General features: G+C 73.0%; 20 protein-coding genes and 1 pseudogene. 17 read left to right on the forward strand and 4 right to left on the reverse strand.

Annotated features, from left to right (window positions below):
• Positions 1–34 precede the first annotated feature (34 nt).
• Positions 35–880 (reverse strand): hypothetical protein, encoded by an 846-nt coding sequence (locus QMK28_RS14160; RefSeq protein WP_326437715.1) that lies wholly within the window; start codon positions 878–880, stop codon positions 35–37.
• 155 nt (positions 881–1,035) lie between these two features.
• Here QMK28_RS14160 and QMK28_RS14165 point away from each other — a divergent pair, with 155 nt between their 5' ends.
• The 4 genes from QMK28_RS14165 to glmM all read left to right on the forward strand — a co-directional run bounded on the left by QMK28_RS14165 (position 1,036) and on the right by glmM (position 5,790).
• Positions 1,036–2,655 carry an ABC-F family ATP-binding cassette domain-containing protein gene (locus QMK28_RS14165; protein WP_326437717.1) on the forward strand — a complete coding sequence of 540 codons (1,620 nt, stop codon included), beginning with the start codon at positions 1,036–1,038 and terminating at the stop codon, positions 2,653–2,655.
• Positions 2,656–3,007: 352 nt separating this feature from the next.
• The gene (rplM, locus tag QMK28_RS14170) at positions 3,008–3,451 is read left to right on the forward strand and encodes a 50S ribosomal protein L13 (protein ID WP_326437719.1); all 444 of its coding nucleotides are present in this window, start codon (positions 3,008–3,010) and stop codon (positions 3,449–3,451) included.
• 228 nt (positions 3,452–3,679) lie between these two features.
• The gene (rpsI, locus tag QMK28_RS14175) at positions 3,680–4,132 is read left to right on the forward strand and encodes a 30S ribosomal protein S9 (protein ID WP_326437814.1); all 453 of its coding nucleotides are present in this window, start codon (positions 3,680–3,682) and stop codon (positions 4,130–4,132) included.
• Positions 4,133–4,431: 299 nt separating this feature from the next.
• Positions 4,432–5,790: a phosphoglucosamine mutase gene (gene glmM, locus QMK28_RS14180; RefSeq protein WP_326437721.1), complete on the forward strand. Its 1,359-nt coding sequence runs from the start codon at positions 4,432–4,434 to the stop codon at positions 5,788–5,790.
• A 181-nt stretch (positions 5,791–5,971) separates the two neighbouring features.
• Here glmM and QMK28_RS14185 read toward each other — a convergent pair whose 3' ends face one another.
• A complete protein-coding gene (locus QMK28_RS14185) occupies positions 5,972–6,925 on the reverse strand; it encodes a DUF389 domain-containing protein (protein WP_326437723.1) in 954 nt (317 codons plus the stop codon).
• A gap of 147 nt (positions 6,926–7,072) precedes the next feature.
• Entirely contained in the window at positions 7,073–8,062 is a 990-nt protein-coding gene (coaA, locus tag QMK28_RS14190) for a type I pantothenate kinase (protein ID WP_326437725.1), read from the reverse strand.
• A gap of 192 nt (positions 8,063–8,254) precedes the next feature.
• Between coaA and QMK28_RS14195 the strand changes: the two genes are divergently transcribed.
• The 8 genes from QMK28_RS14195 to QMK28_RS14230 all read left to right on the forward strand — a co-directional run bounded on the left by QMK28_RS14195 (position 8,255) and on the right by QMK28_RS14230 (position 17,353).
• Complete coding sequence (locus tag QMK28_RS14195; RefSeq protein ID WP_326437727.1) at positions 8,255–8,521, forward strand: hypothetical protein; 267 nt, start codon at positions 8,255–8,257, stop codon at positions 8,519–8,521.
• Between the two features lie 117 nt (positions 8,522–8,638).
• Positions 8,639–10,486 carry a glutamine--fructose-6-phosphate transaminase (isomerizing) gene (gene glmS / locus QMK28_RS14200; RefSeq protein WP_326437729.1) on the forward strand — a complete coding sequence of 616 codons (1,848 nt, stop codon included), beginning with the start codon at positions 8,639–8,641 and terminating at the stop codon, positions 10,484–10,486.
• Entirely contained in the window at positions 10,483–10,851 is a 369-nt protein-coding gene (locus QMK28_RS14205) for a holo-ACP synthase (protein ID WP_326437731.1), read from the forward strand. Before glmS ends, QMK28_RS14205 begins: the two co-directional genes overlap by 4 nt.
• Positions 10,852–11,153: 302 nt before the next feature.
• Positions 11,154–12,836, forward strand: a complete 1,683-nt coding sequence (locus QMK28_RS14210; RefSeq protein WP_326437733.1) for an NAD(P)H-hydrate epimerase — start codon at positions 11,154–11,156, stop codon at positions 12,834–12,836.
• 602 nt (positions 12,837–13,438) lie between these two features.
• Entirely contained in the window at positions 13,439–14,686 is a 1,248-nt protein-coding gene (gene alr, locus QMK28_RS14215; protein ID WP_326437735.1) for an alanine racemase, read from the forward strand.
• Positions 14,683–15,990 carry an alpha/beta fold hydrolase gene (locus QMK28_RS14220; protein ID WP_326437737.1) on the forward strand — a complete coding sequence of 436 codons (1,308 nt, stop codon included), beginning with the start codon at positions 14,683–14,685 and terminating at the stop codon, positions 15,988–15,990. The genes alr and QMK28_RS14220 overlap by 4 nt, the downstream gene beginning before the upstream one ends.
• 383 nt (positions 15,991–16,373) lie before the next feature.
• Positions 16,374–16,946 (forward strand): tRNA (adenosine(37)-N6)-threonylcarbamoyltransferase complex ATPase subunit type 1 TsaE, encoded by a 573-nt coding sequence (tsaE, locus tag QMK28_RS14225; protein WP_443050725.1) that lies wholly within the window; start codon positions 16,374–16,376, stop codon positions 16,944–16,946.
• Between the two features lie 194 nt (positions 16,947–17,140).
• Positions 17,141–17,353: a hypothetical protein gene (locus QMK28_RS14230; RefSeq protein WP_326437739.1), complete on the forward strand. Its 213-nt coding sequence runs from the start codon at positions 17,141–17,143 to the stop codon at positions 17,351–17,353.
• Between the two features lie 122 nt (positions 17,354–17,475).
• Here the strand turns inward: QMK28_RS14230 and QMK28_RS14235 are convergent, their stop codons facing one another.
• Positions 17,476–18,039 (reverse strand): hypothetical protein, encoded by a 564-nt coding sequence (locus QMK28_RS14235; protein WP_326437741.1) that lies wholly within the window; start codon positions 18,037–18,039, stop codon positions 17,476–17,478.
• A 166-nt stretch (positions 18,040–18,205) separates the two neighbouring features.
• Here QMK28_RS14235 and tsaB point away from each other — a divergent pair, with 166 nt between their 5' ends.
• From tsaB to QMK28_RS14260, 5 genes and pseudogenes are all read left to right on the forward strand, one after another.
• The gene (gene tsaB, locus QMK28_RS14240; protein ID WP_326437743.1) at positions 18,206–18,874 is read left to right on the forward strand and encodes a tRNA (adenosine(37)-N6)-threonylcarbamoyltransferase complex dimerization subunit type 1 TsaB; all 669 of its coding nucleotides are present in this window, start codon (positions 18,206–18,208) and stop codon (positions 18,872–18,874) included.
• A gap of 134 nt (positions 18,875–19,008) precedes the next feature.
• A pseudogene (gene rimI / locus QMK28_RS14245) lies at positions 19,009–19,461 on the forward strand (ribosomal protein S18-alanine N-acetyltransferase); the annotation flags it as partial.
• A 190-nt stretch (positions 19,462–19,651) separates the two neighbouring features.
• Complete coding sequence (gene tsaD / locus QMK28_RS14250; RefSeq protein ID WP_326437745.1) at positions 19,652–20,761, forward strand: tRNA (adenosine(37)-N6)-threonylcarbamoyltransferase complex transferase subunit TsaD; 1,110 nt, start codon at positions 19,652–19,654, stop codon at positions 20,759–20,761.
• A gap of 7 nt (positions 20,762–20,768) precedes the next feature.
• Positions 20,769–21,023, forward strand: coding sequence for a hypothetical protein (locus QMK28_RS14255; RefSeq protein ID WP_326437747.1), 255 nt, complete (start codon positions 20,769–20,771; stop codon positions 21,021–21,023).
• 36 nt (positions 21,024–21,059) lie between these two features.
• Positions 21,060–21,734 (forward strand): hypothetical protein, encoded by a 675-nt coding sequence (locus QMK28_RS14260; RefSeq protein WP_326437749.1) that lies wholly within the window; start codon positions 21,060–21,062, stop codon positions 21,732–21,734.
• Positions 21,735–21,897: the final 163 nt, after the last annotated feature.

The raw sequence follows: 21,897 nt of genomic DNA on the forward strand, positions 1-21,897 counted from the left end.
CCGCAGTCGGCCCACACTTGTTTCAGCCCGCGGTTCAGTCCGCCGTCGTAGCCGCGGCAGCCGCCTGCGCGTTGCCGCGCTGCATGATGCGGCGGAAGGTGTAGTCGGCGGCGTCGCGGCCGGCCTGCAACGCCTTCCTGTCGGCGCTGGTGACGGCCTTCCCGCTGGTGTAGCCGGCGACCGTGAAGTAGTTGTAGCGGCCGACGGCGTTGGCGGTCAGCCGGCAGGCGGTGGCTCGGCAGAAGGCGGGGACGCCGCCGCCGGGGAGCGAGGCGATATTGCCCTTGGCCTGGTTCTTGGCCTTCTCCGAGGCGGCCTTGGTGTCGAATACCGCGACGCCGACCGTGACGGCCACGCCGTCCTTCGTATACGTGCTGCGGATGACCTGGCGGCAGCCGTTGCTGGCGAGGACGGAGCCGAGAGCGCCCTGGGTGGCGGCCGCGCAGCTCTTGGTGCTGTTCGTGGTGGCCTTGCCGTAGCTCCGGGCGTCCTTGACCGCTCTCTTGTCCGGGAAGAGGGTCGCCGCGGTCAGCGGAGCGGTGTCCTTCTTCACATCCGAGATGTAGTCGAGCGGCTTGGGCGCGGGCGGCGGCGCGACCTTCGAGAAGGACGGCTCGGGCTCGGCCGGCTCGCTCGGCAGGCTCTCGGCGGAGGGGAGGCCGCCGGCGTTCTTCCCGTCGCCCTTGCCGTTGTCGTTCGTGGTGACGACGGCGGTCGCGACGATCGCCGCGACCGCGGCTGTGGCCAGCGCCCCGCCGCCGATCAGCGCCCACCTGCGACGCCGGTTGCGCGCCGCTGTGACGTCAGCCATCGCGGCCCAGTCCGGCGTGGACGGCTGTGATCCCCCGGGCCCGTACGGCCCCCCCTGCCCAAAGCTCATGGCGAGCATCTTATGGGAGCGCGGGGAGCGGCACGCGAGGCCGGGGTGCGGGCTGCGGGGATCAGCCCCTGCGCGGCAGCCCCTGCCGGGCACCGGGCGGGACCCGCTCGAAATCCGGTTGGTCAGCGGCGGGGCGGGCGGCGAGAATCACGGCTATGGGACATGTGGATGCGGCGCACTTGGAGTACTACCTTCCGGACGGGCGGGTGCTGCTCGGTGACGCCTCGTTCCGAGTGGGGGAAGGCGCCTCGGTCGCGCTGGTCGGCGCGAACGGGGCGGGCAAGACGACGCTGCTGCGGCTGATCTCGGGGGAGCTGCAGCCGCACGGCGGGTCCGTGACGGTCAGCGGCGGGCTCGGCGTGATGCCGCAGTTCGTGGGCGCGGTACGGGACGAGCGGACGGTGCGGGACCTGCTGGTGTCCGTCGCGCAGCCGCGGATCCGGCAGGCCGCGAAGGCCGTCGACGCGGCCGAGCACGCGATGATGACGAGCGACGCCGAGTCCGTGCAGATGGCGTACGCGCAGGCGCTCAGCGACTGGGCGGAGGCGCACGGCTACGAGGCCGAGACCGTCTGGGACATGTGCACCATGGCCGCGCTGGGCATCCCGTACGGGAAGGCGCAGTGGCGCGAGGTGCGCACGCTGTCCGGCGGTGAGCAGAAGCGGCTCGTGCTGGAGTCGCTGCTCCGGGGTACCGACGAGGTGCTGCTGCTCGACGAGCCGGACAACTATCTGGACGTGCCGGGCAAGCGCTGGCTGGAGGAACAGCTGCGGCAGACCAAGAAGACGGTGCTGTTCGTCAGCCACGACCGGGAGCTGCTGGCCAAGTCGGCGGAGAAGATCGTCAGCGTCGACCCCGGGGTGGACGGCAGCGACGTATGGGTGCATGGCAGCGGTTTCGGCACGTACCACGCGGCCCGCAAGGAGCGGTTCGCGCGCTTCGAGGAGCTGCGGCGGCGCTGGGACGAGAAGCACGCGCAGCTGAAGAAGCTGGTGCTCAGCCTGCGGCAGGCGGCGTCCATCAGCCATGAGCTGGCCTCGCGCTACGCGGCGGCGCAGACCCGGCTGCGGAAGTTCGAGGAGGCGGGTCCGCCGCCGGAGCCGCCGCGCGAGCAGGACATCACGATGCGGCTGCGCGGCGGCCGTACCGGGGTGCGGGCCGTGACGGTCAAGGGCCTGGAGCTGACAGGTCTGATGAAGCCGTTCGACCTGGAGGTCTTCTACGGGGAGCGGGTCGCGGTGCTGGGCTCGAACGGCTCCGGCAAGTCGCACTTCCTGCGGCTGCTGGCCGGCGAGGAGGTCGCGCACGAGGGGTCGTGGAAGCTGGGCGCGCGGGTCGTGCCGGGTCACTTCGCCCAGACGCACGCGCATCCCGAGCTGCTGGGGCGCACGCTGCTGGACATCCTGTGGACGGAACACGCCAAGAGCAAGGGCCCGGCCATGGGCACGCTGCGCCGCTACGAGCTGGAGCGGCAGGCGGACCAGCGCTTCGAGAAGCTGTCCGGCGGGCAGCAGGCGCGCTTCCAGATCCTGCTGCTGGAGCTGGCGGGCACCACGGCGCTGCTGCTGGACGAGCCGACGGACAACCTGGACCTGGAGAGTGCGGAGGCCTTGCAGGAGGGGCTGGAGGCGTACGACGGGACGGTGCTGGCGGTCACCCACGACCGGTGGTTCGCGCGCTCCTTCGACCGGTATCTGGTGTTCGGGTCCGACGGGCAGGTGCGGGAGACGGCGGAGCCGGTGTGGGACGAGCGGCGGGTGACCCGGGAGCGGTAGCCGGGGCCGGCAACTGTGCCGGAGCGTGCCGGGAGCTGTGCTGGGATGCGCACCGGCAGCCGTGCTGGGAGCTGTGCGGGCAGCCGTACCGGGAGTCGTGCCCGGTAGCCGTACCGGCGAGAACCGGACAGGGGTTCGGGGGTGTTTTGACCCGGGCAGGGGCAGCCGGGTATTCTGCCAGTTCGTTATGCGTATTGGCTTGTTCATTCTCACGTGAGAGGCCCTTACGCCGGCCCACCGGGCCGATGATCAGCGGTGGATATGGGTTGCGTCCCCGGATGCCGCCAGTGTTGGTCATCTCCTCAGGTGGCCTTGTCAGGACTCACTCACTGAAGAAGCGAAGGCGACGAGCGTGCGTACGTACAGCCCCAAGCCCGGTGACGCCCAGCGTCAGTGGCACATCATTGACGCGCAGGACGTCGTCCTGGGCCGTCTGGCCTCTCAGGCCGCCAACCTTCTCCGGGGCAAGCACAAGCCGGTGTATGCGCCCCACGTTGACATGGGTGACTTCGTCATCATCATCAACGCCGACAAGGTGCACCTGTCCGGCAACAAGAAGACCCAGAAGATGGCGTACCACCACTCGGGCTTCCCGGGTGGTCTGCGCTCGGTTCGCTATGACGAGCTCTTGGAGAAGAGCCCCGAGAAGGCCGTAGAGAAGGCCATCAAGGGCATGATCCCCAAGAACACGCTGGGCCGCCAGTGCCTCTCGAAGCTCAAGGTCTACGCAGGTCCCGTGCACCCGCACACTGCGCAGCAGCCTGTGCCTTTCGAGATCATCCAGGTCGCGCAGTAGTACCGGCCACACCCCCTAGACGAAAAGATTCTGAGGAGCATCGTGGCCGAGTCCACTACTGAGACCCCCGTCGTCGAGGAGACCCCCGAGGTCCCCGAGACTGTCGAGAATTCCGACACCGAGACCCCCGCCGAGGCCCCGGCAGTCGAGGAGACCCCCGCGGTCGCCGAGTCTGCCGAGACCCCCGTGGCCGCGGAGGCCCCCGCGGTCGCCGAGACCACTGACGTCGTGGACGAGCACGAGGGTGTCGGCGAGTACACCACCGAGTCGCTCGCGTCCCGCTTCGGCGACCCGCAGCCGGCCGCCGGTCTGGGTCGTCGTAAGAACGCCATCGCCCGTGTCCGCATTGTGCCGGGCAGCGGCAAGTGGAAGATCAACGGTCGCACGCTGGACGGTTACTTCCCGAACAAGGTGCACCAGCAGGAAGTCAACGAGCCCTTCAAGGTGCTCGAGCTGGACAACCGCTACGACGTGGTCGCCCGTATCAACGGTGGCGGCGTCTCCGGCCAGGCCGGTGCGCTGCGCCTGGGCGTGGCCCGTGCGCTGAACGAGGCGGACGTGGACAACAACCGCGCCCCGCTGAAGAAGGCCGGATTCCTGAACCGTGACGACCGTGCGGTCGAGCGGAAGAAGGCGGGCCTCAAGAAGGCTCGTAAGGCCCCGCAGTACAGCAAGCGTTAATCGCTCGCGCCTTTCTACGTATCGCCCCGATGGCACGCTCTGTGCCGTCGGGGCGTTCGTTTATCACGTACCAAGTACCACGTGCCAAGTGGCAAGACCCGGTCGCTCATCACCGCCCCCGGCGCGCCGGCCCGTAACGGGTGGCGGCGGAGCGCGGCACAGTGCCGCCTGTGGGGGCACAGTGCTGCCCATGCGGCCCGGGGAGTGACGTAGCGAGCAGTCATGGGCGTATACCTGTCAGAAGGTGTGTAAAAACTGGCAAGTAGCTCGCACATTCGGAGCAATCTCGGAGGACACCAGTGGGACGACTCTTCGGTACGGACGGTGTGCGCGGTGTTGCCAACGCCGACCTCACGGCAGAGCTGGCGCTCGGCCTGTCGGTAGCGGCGGCACATGTGCTGGCCGAGGCGGGCAGATTCGCGGGCCATCGACCGGTGGCGGTGGTCGGGCGCGACCCGCGTGCCTCCGGGGAGTTCCTGGAGGCCGCCGTCGTGGCGGGCCTCGCGAGCGCGGGCGTGGACGTGCTGCGGGTCGGCGTGCTGCCGACCCCGGCGATCGCGTATCTGACCGGCGCGCTGGGCGCGGACCTCGGCGTGATGCTGTCCGCGAGCCACAACGCGATGCCCGACAACGGCATCAAGTTCTTCGCGCGCGGCGGCCACAAGCTCCCGGACGAGCTGGAGAACCGGATCGAGGCGACGTACCACTCGCACGAGGCCGGTGAGCCCTGGGAGCGGCCGACCGGCGCCGGCGTGGGCCGGGTGCGCTCGTACGACGAGGGCTTCGACAATTACGTGGCCCACCTGATCGGCGTGCTGCCGAACCGGATGGACGGCCTCAAGGTCGTCATCGACGGGGCACACGGCGCGGCGGCCCGGGTCTCGCCGGAGGCGTTCGCGCGGGCCGGCGCCGAGGTCGTCACGATCGGCACCGAGCCGGACGGGCTCAACATCAACGACGGCTGCGGCTCGACCCACCTGGACAAGCTCCAGGCCGCCGTCGTCGAGCACGGCGCCGACCTGGGCGTCGCCCACGACGGTGACGCGGACCGCTGCCTCGCGGTGGACGCCGCGGGCCAGGAGGTCGACGGCGACCAGATCCTGGCCGTACTGGCGCTGGCCATGCGCGACGCCGGGACGCTGCGCAAGAACACCGTCGTCGGCACCGTGATGTCCAACCTCGGCTTCAAGATCGCGATGCGCCGCGAAGGCGTGGAGCTCACCGAGACGGCGGTCGGCGACCGCTATGTCCTGGAGGAGATGCGCGAGCACGGCTACGCGCTGGGCGGCGAGCAGTCCGGCCACGTCATCGTGCTGGACCACGCGACGACCGGCGACGGAACGCTGACCGGTCTCATGCTGGCGGCGCGGGTCTCCGCAACCGGCCGGTCGCTGACCGAGCTGGCGGGCGTCATGGACCGGCTGCCGCAGGTGCTGATCAATGTGCCGGACGTCGACAAGTCGCGGGTCCACTCGTCGGCCGAGCTGGCCTCCGCCGTCGCCGACGCGGAGCGCGAGCTCGGCGAGACCGGGCGGGTGCTGCTTCGCCAGTCCGGGACCGAGCCGCTGGTGCGGGTCATGGTCGAGGCCGCCGACATCGACCACGCGCGGTCGGTCGCGGGGCGGCTCGCCGATGTGGTGAAGAGCGCGCTGGGTTAACGGGGGTGGGGCGGGGCTGGGGCGGGCCGGGTTCGTACGGCAGGGCCTCAGCCGTATGGCCGCCCCTCCCAGCCGTACGGCCGTGCCTCAGCCGTACGGCCGTGCCTCAGCCGTACGGTCGTGCCTCAGCCGTAGGACCGCCTCCCAGTCGTACGGCCGCGCCTCAGCCGTACCGCCGCCCTCAGCCGGTCGGCGGCTCCGCGCGGAAGGTCCGCTCGTGCTGCTTGCTCCAGAAGAGCTTCTGGGCGAGCAGCGTGAGCGTGCCGGCGACGATGATGCCGGCGAGGTTGAGCGACAGCTGCTGGGTCGAGCCCCACATCTGGTCGATGTCGCGGTAGCCGAGCGCCACGGCCGCGTTCGCCGCGGCCGGGACGGTGGTGACCGAGATGGCCACGCCGACCAGCGCGCCGGACTTCGCCGAGGTGAGCGACAGCACCCCGGCGATCCCGGCGAGGAACGCCACCACGAACGAGAGCAGATCCGGCTTCCAGACGAACGAGGTATTCGGCCGGGGCTTCTCCAGCAGGGTTTCGGAGAACAGCCCGAAGGCGTCCATCAGCAGGCTGAAGCCGGTGGTCAGCACCATCGCGGCGGCGAAGCCCACGACCAGCGCGACCAGCGAGCGCCAGGCGAGCTTGGGCGCGCGCTGCACCAGAGCCGTGCAGACACCGGCCAGCGGTCCGAACTCCGGGCCGACCGCCATCGCGCCGACGATCAGAATCGCGTTGTCCAGCACCACGCCGCAGGCGGCGATCATCGTGGCGACGGTCAGGAACGCGAGGTAGGTCGCGGTGAGGGTGGACTCCTCGTGCGTGACCTCGGCGAGGGACTCCCACAGCACGGCGTCCGCGCCCTCGCCCGGCGCGTCCTTCTCCGCCTGGTCGGCCCGTACGGACAGCGACAGGTCGATGTCCTCGACGGCGACCGAGCCGTCATCCGGAATGCCGAGCTCCCGCAGCTTCGCGAGGATCGCGTCCCCGGCCTCCCTGGCGGCGTCGCACATCACCACATCGCCGGCCGGATTCCGGGCGGCCCCGGGCAGCACCACCAGATGGGTGGCTCCCACGGCCCGCTCCAGGAGCGCGACGACCTCGTCGGTACGGTCCGCCGGGACGATCAGCCGCAGGTGCAGCACGGTCGGGCTCCTAGGAGTGCGGGGGTCTGGAGTGTGGGGGTGCGGGTGCGTCAGGGGCTGTCTCTTACGGGGTGCGCGCTCGCGCTGCTCGGCGGTGCGCGTCGCGCCGTGGGACCGCGCGAGCCTCAGAGCTTTCTCGGAGCTCTCTCAGAGCTTGCGCAGCGACAAGCGCTGGACCTTGTGGTCCGGGCCCTTGCGCAGTACGAGGTTCGCCCGGCCCCGGGTCGGGGCCACATTCTGCTCCAGGTTCAGCTTGTTGACGGTGCGCCACATCATGCGCGCGTAGTCCAGCGCCTCCTCCTCGGAGACCTGGGTGTACTTGCGGAAGTACGAGAAGGGGTTCTGGAAGGCGGTCTCGCGCAGCTTGCGGAAGCGGCCGAGGTACCACTGCTCGATGTCCTCCGCCCGCGCGTCCACGTAGACGCTGAAGTCGAAGAAGTCCGCCAGGCCCACCCGGGTGCGGCCGTCCTTGCCGGGCAGGGCCGGCTGGAGGACGTTGAGGCCCTCGACGATCAGGATGTCGGGGCGGTGCACGGTCAGCCGCTCGCCCGGCACGATGTCGTAGATCAGGTGCGAGTAGACGGGCGCCGTCACCTCGGCCTTGCCCGCCTTCACGTCGGCGACGAAGCGGGTCAGCGCCCTGCGGTCGTACGACTCGGGGAAGCCTTTGCGCGACATCAGGCCGCGCCGGTGCAGCTCGGCGTTGGGCAGCAGGAAACCGTCGGTGGTGACGAGCTCCACCCGCGGGTGCTCGGGCCAGCGGGCCAGCAGGGCGGCGAGGATGCGCGCGGTGGTCGATTTGCCGACCGCGACGCTGCCCGCGACCCCGATGACGAACGGTGTGCCGGTCTGCTCGCCGTGGCCGTTGCCCGCGTCGCCGAGGAAGGTGTTGAGCGCGCCGCGCAGGTTGCTGGTGGCGCCGACGTAGAGGTTGAGCAGCCGGGACAGCGGCAGGTAGACGTCGCGGACCTCGTCGAGGTCGATGACGTCGCCGAGGCCGCGCAGCCGTTCCACCTCCTCGGCGGTCAGCGGCAGCGGCGTCCGCTCGCGCAGCGCGCTCCACTCGGCGCGCGACAGGTCCACGAAGGGAGTGACGTCGGCGCGGCCTCGTCGTTGGGGCTCTGTGGTGGTGGGCACGGGCCCATTGTGCGGTGACGCGGCGCGGGTCTCATCTCGGGGTGGGCGTTGGCGCGGTGCAGCCGGTGGCCCAGTGGCCCCGGTCACCTTCGTGAACGGTGGGGCCACTGTGACGGAAGGCTGTACGCGGTGGTCGCCGAGCACTACGGTCCCGGGCATCGGGGGCCGAGCCGCAGCGCCCTGGAGGTCCTCATGTCCGTACGCCGCCGTGCCTTCGCCGCTGTGTCGGCCGCCGTACGGGCCGATCGCGCTGCCGGCGTCTCAGCCGATGGCGCGGCCGACGCCTTCGCCGACCGGGTGCGCGACGAACTCGCCGCGGAGTTGCCCGACGAGGACCTGACGGAGGATCTGGACGACTGCCTCGACTCGTACACGATGGGCAGCAAGCCGCGGTGCGAGGAGGCCGAGTACCTGGAGCTGCTCCGGGAGGCCATCGGGCGGATGGCGCGCGGGCGCTGACGGAGTGGGGGCCGCCCCACCGCCCCGATGGGGGCTGCCCCACCGCCCCGTACCGCTGGACCCCGGCGTACGGCGGCGTACGGGGGCGTATGGCGGCCCACGACGTAGGCTGCGCGCATGTGCGGAATTGTGGGGTATGTGGGCGGCCAGTCCGCCCTTGACGTGGTCATCGCAGGGCTGAAGCGGCTGGAGTACCGCGGCTATGACTCGGCCGGAGTCGCCGTGCTCGCCGACGGGGGTCTCGCCGCCGCCAAGAAGGCGGGCAAGCTCGCCAATCTGGAGAAGGAACTCGCCGACCGGCCGCTGCCGGCCGGCCATACCGGGCTCGGGCATACCCGGTGGGCCACCCACGGTGCGCCCAACGACGTGAACGCGCACCCGCACCTGGACAACTCCGGGCGGGTCGCCGTCGTCCACAACGGCATCATCGAGAACTTCGCGCTGCTCCGGGCCGAGTTGGCCGAGCGCGGGCACCAGCTCGAATCCGAGACCGACACCGAGGTCGTCGCGCACCTGCTCGCCGAGGAGTTCTCGTCCTGCGCGGACCTGGCGGAGGCCATGCGGCGTGTCGCGCGCCGGCTGGAGGGCGCGTTCACTCTAGTCGCCGTGCACGCCGACGCGCCGGACGTGGTCGTCGGCGCGCGCCGCAACTCGCCGCTCGTGGTGGGCGTCGGGGAGGGCGAGTCGTTCCTCGCCTCGGACGTCTCCGCGTTCATCGCGCACACCCGCGAGGCGCTCGAACTCGGCCAGGACCAGGTGGTCGAGCTGCGCCGGGGGGGTGTGACCGTCACGGACTTCGACGGCCGCCCCGCCGAGGTGCACGCGTACCACGTGGACTGGGACGTCTCCGCCGCCGAGAAGGGCGGCTACGACTACTTCATGCTCAAGGAGATCGCCGAGCAGCCGAAGGCGGTCGCCGACACGCTGCTCGGGCGGATCGACAGCGCCGGGTCGCTGACGCTGGACGAGGTGCGCATCCCGATCTCCGTGCTGCGCGAGGTCGACAAGGTCGTCATCGTGGCCTGCGGCACCGCGTTCCACGCCGGGATGATCGCGAAGTACGCCATCGAGCACTGGACCCGCATCCCCTGCGAGACGGAGCTGGCCAGCGAGTTCCGCTACCGCGATCCGATCCTCGACACGCGGACCCTGGTCATCGCCATCAGCCAGTCCGGCGAGACCATGGACACCCTGATGGCGCTGCGGCACGCCCGTGAGCAGGGCGCGAAGGTGCTCGCGATCTGCAACACCAACGGCTCGACGATCCCGCGCGAGTCGGACGCGGTTCTCTACACGCACGCCGGGCCCGAGGTCGCGGTCGCCTCGACCAAGGCGTTCCTGACCCAGCTCGTCGCCTGCTATCTCGTCGCGCTCTACCTCGGCCAGGTGCGCGGCACCAAGTGGGGCGACGAGATCGAGTCGCTGATCCAGGAGCTGTCCGAGATCGGCACCAAGGTCGAACAGGTGCTGGAGACGATGGAGCCGGTACGGGAGCTGGCGCGGTCCCTCAAGGACAAGGGGACGGTGCTCTTCCTCGGGCGGCACGTCGGCTATCCGGTGGCCCTGGAGGGCGCGCTCAAGCTCAAGGAGCTGGCGTACATGCACGCCGAGGGCTTCGCGGCGGGCGAGCTCAAGCACGGGCCGATCGCGCTGATCGAGGACGACCTGCCGGTGGTGATCGTGGTGCCGTCGCCGCGCGGGCGGTCCGTGCTGCACGACAAGATCGTCTCCAACATCCAGGAGATCCGGGCCCGCGGCGCCCGCACCATCGTGATCGCGGAGGACGGCGACGAGACGGTGGTGCCGTACGCGGACCACCTGATCCGCATCCCGGCGACGCCGACGCTGCTCCAGCCGCTGGTCGCCACCGTCCCGTTGCAGGTCTTCGCGTGCGAGCTCGCGACGGCGCGCGGCAACGAGGTCGACCAGCCGCGCAACCTCGCCAAGTCGGTGACCGTCGAGTGATCGTGGGTGTCGGCATCGACGTCGCCGAGATCGACCGCTTCGGCGCGGCCCTGGAACGAACCCCCCAGCTGGCGGAACGCCTCTTCCTGGAACAGGAGTTGATACTGCCCAGCGGCGAGCGGCGCGGCATCGCCTCGCTGGCCGCCCGGTTCGCGGCCAAGGAAGCCGTGGCCAAGGCGCTGGGCGCGCCCGGCGGCCTGCACTGGACCGACGCCGAGGTCTACGTCGAGCCGACCGGGCAGCCCCGGCTGCGGGTGCGCGGGACGGTGGCGCGGCGCGCGGCCGAGCTGGGTGTACGGACCTGGCATGTGTCGCTGAGCCATGACGCGGGGGTCGCTTCGGCGGTGGTGATCGCGGAGGGGTGAGGGGTGGGGTGGGCCCGTAGGCGGGGTTCCTCGCGGCGGCGTCCGGCGGCGTCCGGGGGCTGTGCGGTTGAGGCTGCGGGCCGCGTGCGCGTGCGCGTGCGGTCGGTTGCGGCTGCCGCGGCTGCGGATTTTTCTTCCGTACGAGTCGGTGCTGCCTCCCGCACTCGGGTCGCTTCATCCGGGTGGCTTCATCCGGGTGGCTCCGCCCGCGACCCGCGCGGGCGGGGTCGGCGGCGGTCCGGGCAGCATGCGGTCCCGGAGACCAGCGGTCCGGGAAGCGTGCGGTCCGGGAGACTGGGCGTATGAGGACTGCCTACAGCGTTGAGACCGTACGGGCCGCGGAGCGGGAACTCATGGCCCGGTTGCCCGACGGCGTGTTGATGCAGCGGGCCGCGGCAGGGCTGGCCGCGGTGTGCGCGGGGTTGTTGCGGCGGGTGTACGGCGCGCGCGTCGTGCTGCTGGTCGGCAGCGGCGACAACGGCGGGGACGCGCTCCACGCCGGGGCCCGGCTGGCCGGGCGCGGGGCGGGGGTCACGGCGGTGCTGCTGGCCCCGGACCGGGCGCACCCGGGCGGGCTGGCCGCCCTGCTGGCCGCGGGCGGCCGGAGCGTGCCGGCGGGCGGCGCCGAGCCGCTCGTGCGGCGGGCCGACCTGGTGGTCGACGGGATCGTCGGCATCGGCGGCAAGGGCGGCCTGCGCGAGGCGGCGCTGCCGCTGGTCGAGGCGGCGCGGGCGGCACGGGCTGCCACGATCGTGGCGGTGGATCTGCCGAGCGGGGTCGACGCCGACACCGGCGAGGTGCGCGGCGACGCCGTCACGGCCGATGTGACGGTCACCTTCGGCGCGTACAAGCCCGGCCTGCTCATCGACCCGGCGCGCGAGCGGGCCGGAGCGCTGCGGCTGGTGGACATCGGGCTGCGGCTGCCCCCCGTACCCGAGGTGGAGGCCCTGCAACACGCCGATGTCGCGCGGCTGCTGCCGCGTCCTGCGGCGGAGAGCGACAAGTACCGGCGGGGCGTGCTGGGCGTCGTCGCGGGCTCCGCGCGCTATCCGGGGGCCGCGGTGCTCGCGGTCGCCGGGGCGCTGCGCGGGGGCGCGGGGGCCGTACGGTACGTCGGTCCGGGCGCGGACGCGGTGATCGCGCGCTTCCCGGAGGCCCTGGTCTCGGCCGGGCCGCCAGCGAAGGCGGGGCGCGTACAGGCGTGGGTCGTCGGCCCCGGCCTCGGGGACGGCGCCGAGGCTCGGCAGCAGGTCGCCGAGGTGATCGCGTCCGACGTGCCGGTGCTGATCGACGCGGACGGGCTGCGCCTGCTGGAGCCGGACGCGCTGCGCGGGCGTACGGCGCCCACCGTGATCACTCCGCACGCCGGGGAGGCCGCCTCGCTGCTCGGCGTCTCCCGCGACGAGGTGGAGAGCGCGCGCCTGGCGTCGGTGCGGGCGCTGGCGGAGCGGTTCGGCGTCACGGCGCTGCTCAAGGGGTCGACCACGCTGGTGGCGGATGGAGGCGCGGGCGGCGCGGTGGGCGTGGAGGGTGCGGGCGGTGCGGGCAGTGCGGGCGGTGCGGGCGGTGCGGGCAGTGCGGGCGGTACGGGCGGTGCGGGCGGTGCGGGCAGTGCGGGCAGTGCGGGCGGTGCGGAGGATGCGGGCAGTACGGGCAGTGCGGGCGGTGCGGAGGGTGCGGGCGGTGCGGGCAGTGCGGGCAGTGCGGGCGGTGCGGAGGGTGCGGACAGGGCTGAGGGCGCGCGGGCCGTGCGGGTCAATCCGACCGGGACGGGCTGGCTGGCCACGGCGGGCAGCGGGGACGTGCTGTCCGGGCTGACGGGTTCGCTGCTGGCAGCGGGCCTCGCGGCGCGGGACGCCGCCTCGGTGGGCGCGTATCTGCACGGCCTGGCGGCCCGCCGCACGGTCGGTTCGCCGGGCGCGCCGATCACGGCCTACGGGGTCGCGGAGGCGCTGGGGGACGCGTGGCGCGAGGTGGGGGGCTGAGGCGGGGTGGTGCGGCTGGATGGGGGCCGTATGGGTGGGGGCGCGGCTATTCCGTCCCGGTGTGTCGCGTCGCTTTCGGGCTGCTGTGCCGCGCGGCGGTCGTGAAGCCGCTGGGCCGCCGCTGTGCCGCCGCCGCCGCGAGGCGTGCTGGAGTCCCATAACGGGGGCGGACTCGACGCTGCCGCGAGCTTGCGGGCTCCGGGCATGGCCCGTTCTGTCCCGCCCGTCGCCTCGGCCGCCGCGCCGCCTCGCAGCCGCCGCGAAGCGTGCCGGAGCCGTCCTGGCCGGGCTCGCCGCTGCCGCGAGCCCACGGGCCTGCGGCTTGCTGCGGGTTCCGGGCTGCGGGCTGCGGGCTGCGGGCATGGCCGTCCCGTCCCGCCCCGTCGCCTCCCCTTCGGCCGCTGCGGCGCTCGGCAGCCTTGAAGCCGCCGCGAAGTGTGCCGGAGCCGTCCCGGCCGGGCCGTCCCGGCCGGATCCGTCAGGCCGGGGCCCGTGCTCCCTGCTGTCGCGCGCCCCCGCGCCCCGCGCCCCGCGCCCCGCGCCCCGCGCCCCGCGCCAGCCGCTCGACGCGGGCTCCGGGCGTGGCCTGAGACACTGGGGCGATGAACGAGACACCGATGCCGCGTGCCCGTGCGGTGGTCGACCTGGCCGCACTGCGGGCCAATGTCCGCGCGCTGCGCGCCCATGCCCCCCGGGCCGCGCTGATGGCCGTGGTGAAGTCGGACGGGTACGGGCACGGCGCGGTGCCCTGCGCTCGCGCCGCTCGCCAGGCGGGTGCGGCCTGGATCGGTACCGCGACCCCGCAGGAGGCGCTGGCGCTGCGCGCCGCCGGGGACGTCGGGCGGCTGATGTGCTGGCTGTGGACGCCGGGCGACCCGTGGCGCGCGGCGGTCGAGGCGGACATCGACGTGTCGGTCAGCGGCATGTGGGCGCTGCGCGAGGTCGTCGCGGCGGCGCGCGCGGCCAGGCTCGTGGCGCGCGTCCAGCTCAAGGCGGACACCGGGCTGGGCCGCTCCGGCTGCATGCCCGCGGACTGGCCGGAGCTGACCGCCGCCGCGCGGGAGGCCGAGACCGGCGGCGCGATCAAGGTGACCGGCGTCTGGTCGCACTTCGCGTGCGCCGACGAGCCGGGGCATCCCTCGATCGCCCCGCAACTGGCGCTCTTCGGGGAGATGTCGGAGCAGGCCGCGCTGGCGGGCCTGGAGCCCGAGGTGCGGCACCTCGCCAACTCCGCGGCCCTGCTGACGCTGCCCGAGGCGCACTTCGACCTGGTACGGACCGGTATCGCCGTCTACGGAGTCTCGCCCAGCCCGGAGCTGGGCGACCCCGCCGACTTCGGGCTGCGCCCGGTGATGACGCTCGCCGCCTCGCTGGCCTCGGTCAAGCGGGTGCCGGACGGGCACGGCGTCTCGTACGGGCACCACTACGTCACCCCCGCCGAGACGACGCTCGCGCTGATCCCGGTCGGCTACGCGGACGGCATCCCGCGACACGCCTCGGGCACCGGCCCGGTGCTGGTCGCGGGCAAGTGGCGGACGGTCGTCGGCCGGATCGCGATGGACCAGTTCGTGGTGGACCTGGGCGACGACAAGGCCGAGGCGGGTGACGAAGCGCTGCTGTTCGGGCCGGGCGACCGGGGCGAGCCGACCGCCGAGGACTGGGCGCGGGCCGCGAACACCATCGCGTATGAGATCGTCACGCGCATCGGAACCCGGGTGCCACGCGTCCATACAGGTGTCAGGGCAAGTGAGAACGGCGAACCCGGCGAGAACGCTGCGAGTGCTGAGAGTGCTGCACACGCTGCGAACGCCGCGAACGCCGAGAACAAGTCCACGGGGAGCGCGACATGAGCGAGGGCACGGACGCGGCGAGCGCCGCGAGCACGGTCGGCGGCTGGGCGAAGGCCGGCCGCCAGGCCGGAATCGCGGGCGCCGCGATAGGAGTGGTGGCGGCCGGCGCGGCGGCGGGCGTCGCCATAGAGCGGCTGACCGTCGGCCGGGGGATGCGCCGCAAGGCGCGGCTGGCGCTGGACGCCTCGGGCCCGTACGGGACCTTGCGGGGCGCCCCGGGCCGTGCGGTGGCCGACGACGGCACCGAGCTGTACTTCGAGGTCGACGAGGCGGACGCGATCAGCTCCGAGGACGACCCGGCGCTCGCCCCCGGCGTCGCCGAGTCGCCGGAGCGCACCCCGGAGTCCCGGCTGCGCCGGCTGTTCGGCCGCCGCGCCCCCGACCCGCTCACCGTCGTCTTCTGCCACGGCTACTGCCTCAGCCAGGACTCCTGGCACTTCCAGCGCGCCGCGCTGCGCGGTGTGGTCCGTACCGTCCACTGGGACCAGCGCAGCCACGGCCGCTCCGAGCGGGGCCGCTCGCAGCGCGACGGCAGCGCGCCCGTCACCATCGACCTGCTCGGCCGTGACCTCAAGGCGGTGCTGGACGCCGCCGTGCCGGAGGGGCCGATCCTGCTGGTCGGGCACTCGATGGGCGGCATGACGATGATGGCGCTGGCCGACCAGTACCCGGCGTTCGTCGCGGAGCGGGTCACCGGCGTCGCCTTCGTCGGCACGTCGGCGGGCAAGCTCGGCGAGGTCAGCTACGGGCTGCCGTCGGTCGGCGTGAAGGCGTTCCACCGGCTCGCGCCGAGCGTCCTCAGGGTGCTGGGCGCGCAGTTGGAGCTGGTCGAGCGGGGCCGCCGGGCGACCGCCGACCTGTTCGCCGGGCTGGTCAAGCGCTACTCCTTCGGGACGCCGTCAGACGTGGACCCGGCGGTGTCGCGGTTCGCGGAGCGGCTGATCGAGTCGACGCCGATCGACGTCGTCGCGGAGTTCTTCCCGGCCTTCGCCGAGCACGAGAAGACGGGCGCGCTGCCCGCGTTCGACGCGGTGCCCGCGCTGGTGCTGGCGGGCGACAAGGACATGCTGACCCCGTTCGAGCACAGCGAGGCCATCGCCGAGCTGCTGCCGGGCGCGGAGCTGGTGATCGTGGCGGACGCGGGGCACCTGGTGATGCTGGAGCGGCCCGACCTGATGAACGACCAGCTCGCGGAGCTGGTGGCCCGGGTGGTGGCCGCCGCGGACGCGCTGCGAGGCAGCGGGAGCGGGACTGCCGGCGGACGGGCACGGGGGCGCGCGGCGCGGAGGTCGAGCGGGGGCTGAGGGGAGCCGAGAGGTAGGGGGCTGGGGCGCGAGTTTCGGGACAGGGCCCGAGGGGCGGGAGCTGCGGGGCGCGAGTTGCGGGCGGGGTCCGAGGTGCGGGGCCAGACGGGCGGGAGCAGGCGGCGAGGCCGGCCGGACGCGTACCATCCGGACGCATGGAATCACCGCACGACCTGCGCGCCGGACAGGCCGCACCGGGCTCCGGGCCCGCCGCCGAGTCCGCCCCTGAGCCCGGCTCCCGGCCCCGTACGCGCGGCGGCGCATGGCCTGATCCGGAGCCCGTTCCGGAGGCCGTACCGGAGCCCGGCTCCCGGCCCCGTACGCGCGGCGGCGCGCGGCCTGATCCGGAGCCCGCACCCGAGCCTGCCCCGGGCCCCGTACCGCTGCCCGCGACGCGGTCCGTCCGGATCACCGTCGACACCCCCGAGCACATGCGTGACTTCGGCACGCGGCTGGCCGGGTTGCTGCGTCCCGGCGACCTGGTGTTGCTCACCGGCGAGCTGGGCGCGGGCAAGACCACGCTGACCCGCGGGCTCGGCCAGGGCCTGGGCGTGCGTGGCGCGGTGACCTCCCCGACCTTCGTCATCGCGCGCGTCCACCCTTCGCTGAGCGACGGCCCGGCGCTGGTGCACGTCGACGCCTACCGGCTGGGCGGCGGCCTCGACGAGATGGAGGACCTCGACCTCGATGTGTCGCTGCCGGAGTCGGTGGTGGTCGTGGAGTGGGGCGACGGCAAGGTCGAGGAGCTGTCGGACGACCGGTTGCATGTGGTGATCGAGCGGACGGTCGGCGCGGCGGCCCCGGCGCTCGCGGGCGGCGGGGACGGCGGCGCGGACGGCTGGGCCGAGGCGGATGACCTCGCCGGCCTCGGCGACCTGGATGACGTACGCGAGGTGTCGGTCACCGGTGTCGGCCCGCGCTGGGCGGCGGCGGACCTGGACTCGCTCGCCGGCTGAGCTCTGCTGACATACGGCTCCGGGCGTACGGCTCCGGCATCCTCCGCGCGTCCGACCGCCCGTAGATTCCGACGAGGTTCCGACAGGCCGTCGGTAAGATGTTGCGTACCTGGCACCGGACGTGGTCACATGGAGTCAGAGAGCCAGTTAGGTATACCTAACCGCGCCCGCCACAGGAGCCCCAGGAGGCATGCATGCCTGCTCAAGAGCCCACTGCTGACGCGCCGAAGTCCGCGAAACGGCCCCACGGGCAGCCCACGTCGATGCGGGATCTGCTGGCCGCGTGCGCCGCGGCGAGCGCGGTGTCCACGCCGCCCGAATCGCCGCAGGAGTCAGCGGACCGCGCGGACACGGACCGCGCGGACACGGACAGCGGCGAAGTCACCGCCCGTCGCGACGTGGCGTAGCCCATTCGGGTGACGAGCCGCTGAGGCAGTCACCCGCAAGGGGATGAGGGCCCCACCGCGCTGGGCCCAGACCCGGACCACCGGAACCCAGACCCGAAACACCGGCCCCCGGGAATGCTTCCCTAGGGGATGACGACGACCTTCGTATCGATCGTCGCGAACGTCCACAGCGCCGTCCCGTCGGCCTGCTTCTCGCGGATGCCGCCCGTCTTCTTCCGCGCGCCCGGAGCCGGCGTCGAGCCGTCCACCGCGGAGCTGAAGCCGAACGCGACGCCGTCCTGCGCGTGGAAACGCACGACGTGCTCGATCGGCACCCCGTCCGAGCCGGTGATGTTCCCCGAGCGGGAGGTCACCTTGTACGTGCCGGGCGGCGGGCTGACGGTGCTCGGCGCGACCTTGTACGTCCGGATGGGCAGCTCGTTCGCGCCCACCAGCCAGACCCGCTTGGCGCGCAGCGCGTAGACGACGCGCTCGCCGCTGCCGGAATCGGCGGGCAGCGCCAGTTCCCTCTTCTTGGCCTTGGCTGCGTCCGAGGCGTCGGCGGACGCGGAGGCCGAGCTGCCGGGGCGGGACTTGAGCGGGTGGGCGTCCTCGCTCGCCGACGCCTGATAGGCCAGAAAGCCGACCGCGGCCAGGGCTGCGGCGGTGAGCCCGGCCACGATGATTCCCGAGCTGCTCCTAGCCACGGCTGTGCCTACCCTTCGTACGCGCGATATCGGGCGACGGTAGCACTCGCGTGCGGTGTTCGGTTTCGTCCTCGACCCGGCGCACGGGGCCGCCACCGCCGCGGGTCGGCGTCCGGCGGCGTCATGTGAGGGACGCTCGCGTTCGGGCGCGCCGTAGGCTGGGTGCGTGCTGCTGCTCGCGCTTGATACCGCAACCCCCGCCGTCACCGTCGCGCTGTACGACGGAAGTCGCGTCGTCGCCGAGTCGAACCAGGTCGACGCCCGTCGGCACGGGGAGCTGTTGCTGCCCGCTGTGGACCGGGTGCTCGGAGAGGCCGGGCTGAAGCTGGAGTCGGTGACCGGCGTGGTCGTCGGGGTCGGGCCGGGGCCGTACACCGGCCTGCGGGTCGGGCTGGTGACGGCCGCGACCTTCGGCGCGGTGCTGGACGTGCCGGTGCACGGGCTCTGCACGCTGGACGGGATCGCGTACGCGGCCGGCCTGGCGGGCCTCGAAGGCCCGCTGGTGGTCGCGACGGACGCCCGCCGCAAAGAGGTCTACTGGGCCAGCTACGCCGACGCCCGCACCCGCGCGAGCGAGCCCGCCGTCGACCGGCCGGCGGACATCGCCGAGCGGGTCGCCGGGCTCCCGGCGGTCGGGGCCGGCGCGGTGCTCTACCCCGACGCCTTCGGCGCGCTGCCGGACGGAATGCCCGAGTACCAGTCGGCCGCCGCGCTGGCCGCACTCGCCGCCGAGAAGCTCGCGGCGGGGGAGCCCTTCCTGCCGGACCAGCCGCTGTATCTGCGACGGCCGGACGCGCAGGTTCCCGCCAACTACAAGGTGGTCACACCGCAGTGACGTCGACGACGGGGACGGGGACGGGTGCCGAAGTGGCTGCCGGGGCGGGAGCGGGAACGTCCGACAGAGCCGCTGCCGCAGCGGGTACGAGTACACGTACAGCCGCCGCGGCGCCGGGCGTGACCCTGCGCGAGATGCGCTGGTGGGACATTGACCCGGTGCTCGAACTGGAAGTGGAGCTGTTCCCCGACGACGCCTGGTCGCAGGGCATGTTCTGGTCCGAACTGGCGCACGCCGGCGGCCTCGCCGCGACCCGCCACTACGCGGTGGCGCACGACGCGGACGGACGGCTGGTCGGCTACGGCGGGCTCGCCGCCGTAGACGGCACGGGCGACGTCCAGACCATCGCCACCGCCCGCGACCACTGGGGCACCGGCCTCGGCGCCCGGCTGCTCACCGAGCTGCTCAGCGCCGCCACCGCCTTTGAATGCGGTGAAGTGCTGCTGGAAGTGCGCGTCGACAACACCCGCGCGCAGCGCCTCTACGAACGCTTCGGCTTCGAGGCGATCGGCTTCCGCCGCGGCTACTACCAGCCGGGCAACGTGGACGCGCTGGTGATGCGGCGGGCCGGCGGGCCGGCGGCGGAGGAATCCGCGGCGGCTCCGCTCGCCATCGCGGCGGATGAGGCAGCGGATACAGCAGAAGCGGAAGCAGAAGCAGAAACTGACACAGCAGAAGCCACAGAAGCAGCAGAAGCAGCAGAAATAGCCCCAGAAACAGCCACAGCCACAGCCACAGCCACAGCCACAGCCGCAGACGAACAGGGAACGACCATCCATGGCTGACGAGCCGCTTGTCCTCGGCATCGAGACCTCCTGCGACGAGACCGGCGTCGGCATCGTCCGGGGCCACACGCTGCTCGCCGACGCCATCGCGTCCAGCGTCGACGAGCACGCCCGGTTCGGCGGCGTCGTCCCGGAGATCGCCAGCCGGGCGCACCTGGAGGCGATGGTCCCGACCATCCAGCGCGCGCTGCGGGAGGCGGGCGTCGCGGCGAGCGACCTGGACGGGGTCGCGGTCACGGCCGGCCCCGGTCTGTCCGGGGCGCTGCTCGTCGGGGTGTCGGCCGCGAAGGCGTTCGCGTACGCCCTGGGCAAGCCGCTCTACGGCGTCAACCACCTCGCCTCGCACATCTGCGTCGACCAGCTCGAACACGGCGCGCTGCCCGAGCCGACGATGGCGCTGCTGGTCTCCGGCGGCCACTCCTCGCTGCTGCTCGCGCCCGACATCACCAGCGATGTGCGGCCGCTGGGCTCGACCATCGACGACGCGGCGGGCGAGGCGTTCGACAAGGTCGCCCGGGTGCTGAACCTCGGTTTCCCCGGCGGCCCGGTCATCGACCGGATGGCGAAGGAGGGCGACCCCGCCGCGATCAGGTTCCCGCGCGGGCTGACCGGTCCGCGCGACTCCGCCTACGACTTCTCCTTCTCCGGGCTCAAGACCTCGGTCGCCCGCTGGATCGAGGCGAAGCGCGCGGCGGGCGAGCCGGTGCCGGTCGCCGACGTCTCCGCGTCCTTCCAGGAGGCGGTGGTGGACGTGCTCACCCGCAAGGCCGTACGGGCCTGCAAGGACGAGGGCGTCGAGCACCTGATGATCGGCGGCGGGGTCGCGGCCAACACCCGGCTGCGGGCGCTGGCCGCCGCGCGCTGCGAGACCGCGGGCATCACGCTGCGGGTGCCCCGGCCGAAGCTGTGCACGGACAACGGGGCGATGGTCGCCGCGCTCGGCGCCGAGATGGTGGCCCGCAACCGCGCGCCCTCGGACTGGGACCTGTCGGCGGACTCATCGCTGCCGGTGACCGAGCCGCATGTGCCAGGCCACGCGCACGGCCCGAGCCTCGCGCACGACCACGTGCACGAGCTGAGCGCGAAGAACCTCTACTCATGAGCTGCTCATGAGCGTCACGCTGATGTGGGAGGCCAAGGCGGCGGCGGGGCGCGCCCCCGAACTCCTCGCCTGGGCCCGCGCCCAGGAGTTGGCACCGGCGCCGGCCCGCCGCGAGACCTTCACCGCCCCCGGCGACCGGGTCCTCGTCCTCACCTGGTGGGACGCCGCGTACGACGCCGAGCTGCCCGAACTCCCGACCCCGGCGGACGACTTGACCGCCCGCCCGGTACACCGCTGGCGCTTCGAGCCCGTTGCTGACTGACCGGCGCGCGGGCTCCGGCCGTACGAAGGACGAACTGTGAGCACGCGCACCCTGCCGCCGCCGCCACCCCCACCGCACATACGCGCCTGGCCGGACCGGGGAGCGCTGCTCGCCGACCGGGCCAGGGCGATGGACATCCTGATCCGCCGGTACCTGGCCCTGCTGGGGCTGCTGTGGTTGTGGCTGTTGGCGGCGGGTTGCTTCCTGGGGTGGACGCTCGCGGTCATGGGGCTGGCGGCCGTGTCGAGCGGCAACGCGGTGGACCTGATCTTCGGCGTCGTATATCTGCTCCTCGGCCTGGTGGCCCTGGGGCTCTCTGGGCTGGGCCTGGCGCTCGGGGCGCGCCGGGACAGGATGCTGCGCGAACGGCTGCGGAGTTGGGCTGCGCTGGACCGTGACCCCGCCACCGACGGGCGGCGGCGGGTGCCCGGCCGGGCACTGCTGTGGCTGCTGACCTCCGCCGCGCTGTGCGTCCTCGCGCTGGTCGTCGGCGTCCTGGGGGTCGCCGAGTTCGTGACCGGCGTCAAGTACGACGATGCCGGCACCCCGTTCGCCACCGTGTTCGGCGCGACGGCCATTCCGGGGATGACCGGAACGCTGGGCGTGGCGAAGGCGCTCGGCCACTACCGATGGGAGCGCCGCGAGTTCGGCGCGGGGGCCGGGCCCGGGCTCCGGAGCCCGGGCCGGGGTCGATGCAGGGCAGGGGAGTGAGCCGTGGCACACGCTGCACACCAGACCCGTCGTGGACATCGGCGGCGCGGGCCGCGTCTTCGTGCGGGAAGGGGCCGCCGCCCGCCGCGTCTGTGAAACCCGGACCTGCCGCGCGTAACGCTCCTCGCCCGCCCGGCCCTTCGCCGTCTCGCCCTTCCCCCTC

The sequence above is a fragment of the Streptomyces sp. H27-D2 genome (genome assembly GCF_035828615.1).
Taxonomy (GTDB): Bacteria; Actinomycetota; Actinomycetes; order Streptomycetales; family Streptomycetaceae; genus Streptomyces.

Bases quoted from the DNA above. Each gene is read 5' to 3' on its own strand.
- alr (WP_326437735.1), top strand. From the start codon at position 13,439: ATGAACGAGACACCGATGCCGCGTGCCCGTGCGGTGGTCGACCTGGCC.
- QMK28_RS14165 (WP_326437717.1), top strand. From the start codon at position 1,036: ATGGGACATGTGGATGCGGCGCACTTGGAGTACTACCTTCCGGACGGG.
- QMK28_RS14220 (WP_326437737.1), top strand. From the start codon at position 14,683: ATGAGCGAGGGCACGGACGCGGCGAGCGCCGCGAGCACGGTCGGCGGC.
- QMK28_RS14210 (WP_326437733.1), top strand. From the start codon at position 11,154: ATGAGGACTGCCTACAGCGTTGAGACCGTACGGGCCGCGGAGCGGGAA.
- tsaD (WP_326437745.1), top strand. From the start codon at position 19,652: ATGGCTGACGAGCCGCTTGTCCTCGGCATCGAGACCTCCTGCGACGAG.
- glmS (WP_326437729.1), top strand. From the start codon at position 8,639: ATGTGCGGAATTGTGGGGTATGTGGGCGGCCAGTCCGCCCTTGACGTG.
- QMK28_RS14160 (WP_326437715.1), bottom strand. From the start codon at position 880: ATGAGCTTTGGGCAGGGGGGGCCGTACGGGCCCGGGGGATCACAGCCG.
- QMK28_RS14230 (WP_326437739.1), top strand. From the start codon at position 17,141: ATGCCTGCTCAAGAGCCCACTGCTGACGCGCCGAAGTCCGCGAAACGG.
- QMK28_RS14255 (WP_326437747.1), top strand. From the start codon at position 20,769: ATGAGCGTCACGCTGATGTGGGAGGCCAAGGCGGCGGCGGGGCGCGCC.
- QMK28_RS14195 (WP_326437727.1), top strand. From the start codon at position 8,255: ATGTCCGTACGCCGCCGTGCCTTCGCCGCTGTGTCGGCCGCCGTACGG.